The following is a 6324-nucleotide window of genomic DNA, read 5'->3' on the forward strand; positions in this document are numbered from 1 at the left end:
ATGCGCATTCTCGTCGTCAATCCGAACACGACCGCAAGCATGACCGCAACGATCGCCGATAGCGCCCGCCGCGTTGCGGGGCGCGAGACGGAAATCGTCGCCGTGACCTCATCGATGGGACCGGTTTCGATCGAAGGTTATTATGACGAGGTTTTCGCCATTCCCGGTCTGCTCAAGGAGATTGCCATCGGCGAAAGAGAAGGCATAGATGCCGTCGTCATCGCCTGCTTCGACGATACCGGGCTTGATGCGGCACGCGCGCTTGCCGATGTACCGGTGATCGGCATTTGCGAGGCGGCGGTCTCGGCCACCGCCTTCATAGCCCAGAAGTTCACCGTGGTGACGACGATGGAACGCTCACGGCTGCCGCTCGAACATCTCGTGCATCGCTATGGCATGTCGTCGCGTTGCAAGGTGCGCGCCGCCGACATTCCCGTGCTTTCGCTGGAAGATCCGAACTCCAACGCCCGCGACCGGTTGCGCAGCGAAATTGCGCTTGCTTTGAAGGAAGATCGGGCGGAAGCGATCGTGCTCGGTTGCGCCGGCATGGCGGACCTTACGGCCGAATTGAGGGCCGAATTCGGCGTGCCGGTGGTGGATGGCGTTGCCGCCGCAGTGAAACAGGCGGAATCACTTGTGACATTGGGCCTGTCGACCGCCAAGCGCGGTGCCTATGCGACACCGATTTCAAAATCCTATCGCGGCATGCTGGAAGTTTTCGAACCGACCCGGCTGACGGGCTTATGAGTGAGGTCGTGATCCGTCCGCTCGATCTCAAGGAAATCGAGACACTGATCGGCTGGGCGAAAGCCGAGGGATGGAATCCCGGACTTGCCGATGCGGCACCATTTCAGGCCACCGATGCGCAAGGCTTTATCGGCTGTTTCGTCGATGGCGTTATGACTGCGGGCATTTCCGCGGTTCGCTATGGTTCGACATTCGGTTTTATCGGTCTTTATATCGCCCATCCGGATTTTCGCGGGCGCGGTTACGGACGGCTGGTGTGGGATGCAGGCATGGCGCATCTGACAAGCCGCACGATCGGGCTGGATGGTGTGCCCGAGCAGCAGGCCAATTATCGATCCATGGGGTTCGCGCCCGATTACGAGACCTTTCGCTGGAGCGGGACACTCGAAGGCCGGTCTCATCCGCGGGTCAGTCCGTTCGAAGAGGCTCATCTTCTGGCCCTGATCGAATTCGACAGGCGGTATTTTGCCGAAAGCCGCCCGGAATTCCTGAAGACGTGGCTGGATGTTCCGAGGCAGGCGAAGGTGTTCGTTCGCAACGGCATCATCGCCGGTTATGCCGTCACGCGCCAATGCCATGAGGGTTACAAGATCGGGCCGATCCTTGCTGTGGATTTCGGCGTGGCGAGGGATTTGCTGTTTGCCTGCGCGATGGAGGCGAAAGGCGATGTTCTGCATATCGACGTGCCCGCCACCCAGATCGAATTTTCCGGGTTTCTCGATGGAGAAGGTTTCGTGCGTGGTTTCCAGACGACCCGGATGTATCGCGGGACACCGCCGTCTTTCGATACTGCCGGTGTTTTCGGGGTAACGACGCTGGAACTCGGCTGACGTTTGCTCAAGATAACTTGATAATTTATTGAAGGTTTCTTTTTGAGCCTACTTGCCTGCCCGGCGCAGCCACGATAGGTCAGATCCATATTGTCGAGCATAGGCTCGGCACGTAAGCGTTCACGTCAATCAACGCGCAGGATCGATTGGAGGACCAACGGTCTGCGCGGTCATGTCCGGCAGGCCTTCAGTTCTCCTCCCGACAACAGGACAATTGATGGACACCTCAGCGACGACCTCTTCCCCGATCTATCCCGTTATCGAGCGCGTTCGCCACGAACTCAAGCGACGTGAGCTTAAAGTCGATACGGTCGATCGCATCACGCCGCATATGCTGCGCATCACCCTCAGCGGAGAATCCCTGTCTGATTTCGCCAGTCTCGGTGCCGATGACCATGTGAAAGTGGTGGTGCCGGGCGCCAATGGCGAGATGGAAATGCGGGATTACACGCCGCGCTCCTATGACAATGAAACCGGCAGGCTGGTGCTGGATTTCGCCGTACATGAGGCAGGGCCGGCAACCAGATGGGCGATGGAGGCAAAACCCGGATCGACCGTGATGATTGCCGGGCCGCGCGGCTCTGCCGTCATTACCGGCGTCAGTAAATGGGTTCTGGTCGGCGACGAGACCGCTCTGCCGGCAATCGGCCGCCTGATCGAAGAGGCCAAGACAGGTGACGTGATCACGGCTATCGGCGCGGTGACGGATGAGAGCGAGGAGCAGCAGTTTTCGGGTGCCGCAGATCTCACAACACGCTGGGTGCATCGCCCGGCTTCATCGGTCACCGATCCCCTGCCGATCATAACCGTACTCGATACAATAGAGCTGACGGCCGATACATTCGTCTGGGTGGCAGCGGAAGCATCCGTCGCCCGCGCGATCAAGACCTATCTGACGACAAACCGCAACCACCCGCTTCCGTGGCTGAAGGCAGCCGGCTATTGGACCCGCGGTGCCGCCGATACCAGCATCAAGACGATCGATTGAAGAAAAAAAGGGGAGCCACAGCTCCCCTTCCTTTTCGTAACTCGGCCGATCAGGCTGTCGGCTGTTTTGTCTTGCGCAGATAGGGCAGGACGGTATCGAAGGAGCCGAAACGCTGGATGGCGTCTTCATTGGAGACGGCAGCGGTGATGATGACATCCTCGCCCTGTTTCCAGTTCGCCGGCGTGGCGACCTGGTGTTTGGCAGTCAGCTGGATACTGTCGATCGCACGCAATATTTCATCAAAGTTGCGACCTGTCGTCATCGGGTAGGTGAGGACGAGCTTGATCTTCTTGTCCGGGCCGATGACGAAAACCGAGCGGACGGTTGCGTTATCGGCAGGCGTGCGGCCTTCCGAGCTGTCGCCGGCGCCCGCCGGAAGCATGTCGTAAAGCTTGGCGACCTTCAAATCCTTGTCGCCGATCAGCGGGTAGTCGACATCGAAACCGGTGGCGGTGCGAATGTCGCCCTTCCACTTCTCATGGCTTTCGACCGGATCGACCGAAATGCCGATGATCCTGACGCCACGCTTGGCAAATTCGCCGGCAAGGCCTGCCATCGTGCCGAGTTCGGTGGTGCAGACGGGGGTGAAATTCTTGGGGTGCGAAAACAGGACCGCGTAATTGTCACCGATCCAGTCGTGGAAAGAGATCGGGCCCTTGGACGTGTCGGCCTGAAAATCGGGTGCGATATCGTTGATGCGTAGGCTCATCTTTACTCTCCATTTTGTGGGTGGATTGAACCGTAAAGCCGAATGAAAGAGGAGCTTGAACATGCTCCATAAACTGCCGGCTATGAAAATAAACAGGCGTGGATCGGGTAAAAGCGGCAGGATAATTCCCGGCAAGCGCCGTCAGGTCAACTCCCTCTTTTCAAGGGGTTTCTAAACTTTCGCATGAAAACCGCCGCAATGGCTTTCGGAAAAGCGATTGCGGCTATCATTCATGCGCCCGGATGATATCCAGAAACGCGTCGCCATAACGTTCCAGTTTCGTCTGCCCGATACCGGAGACTTCGAGCATGGCGTCATGGCTCGTGGGCTTGCGTTTTGCGAGGCCGACCAGCGTCGTGTCGGCAAACACGACATAGGGCGGAATGGACAATTCCTTGGCGATCTCCGTCCGCCTCCTGCGCAGGGCCTCGAACAGGATGGCATCCGCCTCGTCCAGGTCGGCGCGAGCGCCTTTCGCGCTTGTTGAAAGATTTCTGTCCGCTTTGCGGCCGGTCGGGCGATCCTTGCGGAAACGGACTTCCCGCTCGTGCCGGAACACGGCCCGCGCCTCCGGTTCCAGCTTCAGCGCACCGAAGGCGTCGTGGTCGACCCTTATCAGGCCTGCGGCGAGAAGCTGGCGATAGACCGATTGCCAGGTCCTCAAGGGTAAGTCCTTGCCCGCGCCGAAAACCGGCATTTCGGTGTGGCCGAAACGCTGGGTCTTTTCGTTGTCATTGCCGATGAGGACATCAATGAGATGGCCTGTGCCAAAACGCTCGCCGGTCCGGTAAATGGCTGCCAGCGCCTTGATCGCCGCTTCCGTTCCGTCCCAGGTATCCACCGGTTTCAGGCAGGTATCGCAATTGCCGCAGCCACCCGCATGCGGCTCGCCGAAATGCGCAAGGATCGCCTGCCGGCGGCAGCCTGCGGTTTCGCAAATGCCGAGAAGCGCGTTCAGCTTGGCCCGTTCGACGCGCTTGACCTCATCTGCTGAATTTCCGCCATCGATCATCCTCCCGCGCTGGATGACATCCGCCATGCCATAGGCCATCCAGACCTCGGAGGGCAGGCCATCACGGCCGGCGCGACCGGTTTCCTGGTAATAGGCCTCGACCGAGCCCGGAAGATCGAGATGCGCGACATAACGCACATTCGGCTTGTCGATGCCCATGCCGAAGGCGACGGTGGCGACGAGGCAGAGCTCTTCCTCTTTGAGAAACGCATCCTGATGCCTATCGCGGATATCGCGCTCGAGGCCGGCATGATAGGGCAGTGCGTAGATACCCTGATCATTCAACCAATCGGCCGTCTCTTCCACCTTGGCGCGAGACAGGCAATAAACGATGCCGCTCGAACCCTTGTGGCGTGACAGGAACTGCAAAAGCTGCTGACGCGGCTGGTTTCTCTCGACGATCTCATAGGAAATATTCGGCCGATCGAAGGATGAGGTGAAGACGCGTGCATCGCCGAGGCCCAAGCGTTCGATGATGTCGTCGCGCGTATGCGGATCGGCGGTCGCCGTCAGCGCCATGCGGGGCACGCCGGGATATAGCGTGGCAAGCGTACCGAGTTCACGATATTCGGGACGAAAATCATGGCCCCATTGGGAGACGCAGTGGGCCTCGTCGATGGCGAACAGAGAAACTTTGGCATTACCGATCAGGTCGCGAAACCCTTGAGTGACGATCCGTTCCGGCGTGACATAAAGAAGATCGAGCGTGCCGCTGGCCAGATCGCGGCGAACCTCACCGAATTCTTCGCGCGACAAGGACGAGTTGACGGCGGCAGCCCGTATGCCGACCTGCCTCAATGCCTCCACTTGGTCGCGCATCAGGGCGATCAGTGGCGAAACGACAATACCGACGCCGTCCCGACAAAGGGCGGGTACCTGGAAACACAGCGATTTGCCCGCACCGGTCGGAAACAGCACGACGGCGTCGCCTCCACCAACCACATGATCGATCACGTGTGCCTGCTGCCCACGAAAGGCCGGATAACCATAGATCCTTCGCAGCACTTCCAGCGGATTTTTGCGCCCATGGCCGCCTGTAGGCATGACGGATCCGCTTTGCATGTCCTGCATGTTCCCTCGCTTTCATGGCTTGGGTACTATGGCACAGGCTGCGATACAACGGCGAGCTTTCGGTTAGTGAGAAAGCGGCGGATAAGACCATCCTCGGTGACTGTCGTGTTATTCTTGTCGTCGGCGGAGTACAGTGACCGTTGGCATCTTTTTGCCAGCCGTGCGTAATTTGGTTTTGCATTGGATAATTTTGGTTGCGGGGGCAGGATTTGAACCTGCGGCCTTCAGGTTATGAGCCTGACGAGCTACCGGGCTGCTCCACCCCGCGCCAAGCGCAAACCTTTGGTTTGCGCGACTACGCCAACGTCTTGCGTTGGCGGACTGTGCCGGAGCAAAACCCATTGGGTTTTGTCTCCTGTAAGGGACGCACCGGCTATAGATTGGTGAGCCATCCCTTGCATTTCATATGTTCTGTTTTTGCCATTAAACGCCGAAAGGCCGCTTTTGGGCGGCCCTTGGAGTTTGGCCAGGGGCCATAGGTTTCGTGTTTGAGAAGATTGTTTCACGCTTGTGCGTGCATTGCCTTTAGAAGACCTGGCAGCGACCTACTCTCCCACGTCTTGAGACGGAGTACCATTGGCGCAGGGGCGTTTCACGGCCGTGTTCGGAATGGGAACGGGTGCGGCCGCCCCGCCATGACCACCAGGTCATTTAAGGGCAATGTGATGAGAAGCTGGTTCACTCGAAGAGTGATTTGAACACGTCGTTGCATCATCGCCCGGCTGAGCCGAGCAGATGAGCATTGATCAATGAGAGCGATTAAGCCAATCGGGCTATTAGTAAGGCTAAGCTTCATGCATTGCTGCACGTCCACACGCCTCCTATCAACGTGGTCGTCTACCACGGCCCTGATAGGGAATACTCGTTTTCAGGTGGGTTTCCCGCTTAGATGCCTTCAGCGGTTATCCCTTCCATATATAGCTACCCTGCTATGCCGTTGGCACGACAACAGGTCCACCAGAGATAT

At 58.4% G+C, this 6324-nt stretch carries 5 protein-coding genes, 1 tRNA gene and 2 rRNA genes; 3 read left to right on the forward strand and 5 right to left on the reverse strand.

Annotated features, from left to right (window positions below; translation table 11 throughout):
• From ACI3K0_RS12915 to ACI3K0_RS12925, 3 genes are all read left to right on the forward strand, one after another.
• On the forward strand, positions 1–747 hold the full coding sequence (locus tag ACI3K0_RS12915) for an aspartate/glutamate racemase family protein (RefSeq protein WP_404945380.1): 747 nt from the start codon (positions 1–3) through the stop codon (positions 745–747).
• Positions 744–1577 carry a GNAT family N-acetyltransferase gene (locus tag ACI3K0_RS12920; RefSeq protein ID WP_183824028.1) on the forward strand — a complete coding sequence of 278 codons (834 nt, stop codon included), beginning with the start codon at positions 744–746 and terminating at the stop codon, positions 1575–1577. Before ACI3K0_RS12915 ends, ACI3K0_RS12920 begins: the two co-directional genes overlap by 4 nt.
• Positions 1578–1794: 217 nt before the next feature.
• Positions 1795–2565 carry a siderophore-interacting protein gene (locus ACI3K0_RS12925; protein ID WP_183824030.1) on the forward strand — a complete coding sequence of 257 codons (771 nt, stop codon included), beginning with the start codon at positions 1795–1797 and terminating at the stop codon, positions 2563–2565.
• Between the two features lie 49 nt (positions 2566–2614).
• On the opposite strand, the gene ACI3K0_RS12930 is transcribed toward ACI3K0_RS12925, so the two are convergent.
• The 5 genes from ACI3K0_RS12930 to ACI3K0_RS12950 form a co-directional block, all read right to left on the reverse strand.
• A complete protein-coding gene (locus ACI3K0_RS12930) occupies positions 2615–3274 on the reverse strand; it encodes a peroxiredoxin (protein ID WP_183824032.1) in 660 nt (219 codons plus the stop codon).
• A 226-nt stretch (positions 3275–3500) separates the two neighbouring features.
• Positions 3501–5330, reverse strand: coding sequence for a DNA helicase RecQ (gene recQ, locus ACI3K0_RS12935; protein WP_394353666.1), 1830 nt, complete (start codon positions 5328–5330; stop codon positions 3501–3503).
• A 218-nt stretch (positions 5331–5548) separates the two neighbouring features.
• Positions 5549–5625 (reverse strand) — tRNA-Met (locus tag ACI3K0_RS12940).
• A gap of 264 nt (positions 5626–5889) precedes the next feature.
• Positions 5890–6004 (reverse strand): 5S ribosomal RNA (rrf, locus tag ACI3K0_RS12945).
• 108 nt (positions 6005–6112) lie between these two features.
• Positions 6113–6324, reverse strand: a 23S ribosomal RNA gene (locus ACI3K0_RS12950); the annotation flags it as partial.

Origin of the sequence: Rhizobium sp. ZW T2_16, assembly GCF_044987325.1 — a bacterium.
In the GTDB taxonomy this organism is placed as follows: Bacteria; Pseudomonadota; Alphaproteobacteria; order Rhizobiales; family Rhizobiaceae; genus Neorhizobium; species Neorhizobium cellulosilyticum.